General features: G+C 46.6%; 1 protein-coding gene. It reads right to left on the reverse strand.

Annotated features, from left to right (window positions below; translation table 11 throughout):
• Positions 1-268 precede the first annotated feature (268 nt).
• Positions 269-1,276 carry a hypothetical protein gene (locus I6E49_RS14185; protein WP_235403129.1) on the reverse strand — a complete coding sequence of 336 codons (1,008 nt, stop codon included), beginning with the start codon at positions 1,274-1,276 and terminating at the stop codon, positions 269-271.
• Positions 1,277-1,444 lie beyond the last annotated feature (168 nt).

Consider the following 1,444-nt stretch of genomic DNA (forward strand, 5'->3'; position numbering starts at 1 on the left):
TGTTAAATTGTTAGGGTGCGAAACAACTCATAATTGACCAACTCTCAATCGCAGGCATAGCCGAGAACAACTCAAAAATCAAAATTCAACATTCAAAATTCAAAATTGCGCTTCGCGCTTTAGATTTGCGTCACGGCGCCGCCAACGGCGCCTGTGACAATCAGTTCAATCACTCGCAGCACATACAGTGCCACACGTTTCCAGTCGATTTTCATACTTGTAGTCTTTAAGTACATTAATACAATGAGTTTCATAAATCACAATACAATTAGACGTTTGGCTCAAGATTACCGCTGCCATCCTCCGAACCGGTATTGCCAGGGTTCTCAGTAGTACCACTATTATCAGTGTTACCATCCGAACCACCCGATGGGTTAGAAGGCTTAGAAGGCTTGGTAGACGAAGAAGTAGAAGAAGGCTTGAGTTTTCCACTCGGAGTGAGATACACATCGTTCACACCGCCATAGCTCTCCACTGCATTCAGATAAGCATCCTCGTTCTGATACTGTTCGAGTAATGCGTTCTCGCATACAAGATACTGCGTAGAGATTACCGTCTTGGCGTTATGCTTGCGTGAGTGAATCCACACCATACCATGGTTGCCGAAGTCGTTAGAAGCAAGTGCAGCAAGATGCCCTTCCTGCACCGAGAAACCTCTGGCGTCCACAAGCGAGAGAAGCTTCGCCTCATTGCTCTTGTTGAGCACAATGCAACAGGCATCCACCTCCGCCATAGGGATGTTGGTCACTTCGTTCACCACTTGATGTACCAGGAAATAAGTGATTTGGTCGCCATACTCGTACAGCTTGTTGTTCAGCACCACAGCATTCGAGAACTCCGCCACCGTCGTCGTACTGGTAATGTTAAGCGCGCCAAGACTGATGTCCGTAACCGCCTTCTTGCCCTTTCCGCTTATCGCAATCGATTTGACGTTACCCTGGGTAATCTCGTAAGGAGCCACGATGCACATACCGGCATTCACCTCCGCCTTGGTTAGGTATACAGGAGCCATCGAGAGGTTGGTCGACACGAACTTGTTGTAGTCGTTGCGACCGTTACGGGTTCCTCCGAATGCCAACTTCATGTATGGTTGCAGCACCTGATACTCGCGAATGATATTTGCCCACTTCATGCGGTGCTTCACCTGAAGTTCGGTCTTCGCATTTGTAGTCTGTGTGATCTTTTCCGACACGATAGTCTTGCCACTTTTTTGTCTGAAGGTAAGGTTACCTGCAGAACCGTTGAGTTTGGAAATAATTCCAGTAAGTCTTGCCATAATAATTTGGATTTAAATGATTAAAAAATAAAGTTTTGTTCGGGTTGCCTTTCTCATGGCTTCCCATTAGAGTTTCGATGCATCTCCGTATTGCCTCCGTTTTGCCTCAGATGTACCTCCGATACTTCTTCGATCCATCTTCGATTGTTCTTCGATTCCCGAACGAAG

The organism is Leyella stercorea (assembly GCF_021531655.1).

Bases quoted from the DNA above. Each gene is read 5' to 3' on its own strand.
- I6E49_RS14185 (WP_235403129.1), bottom strand. From the start codon at position 1,276: ATGGCAAGACTTACTGGAATTATTTCCAAACTCAACGGTTCTGCAGGT.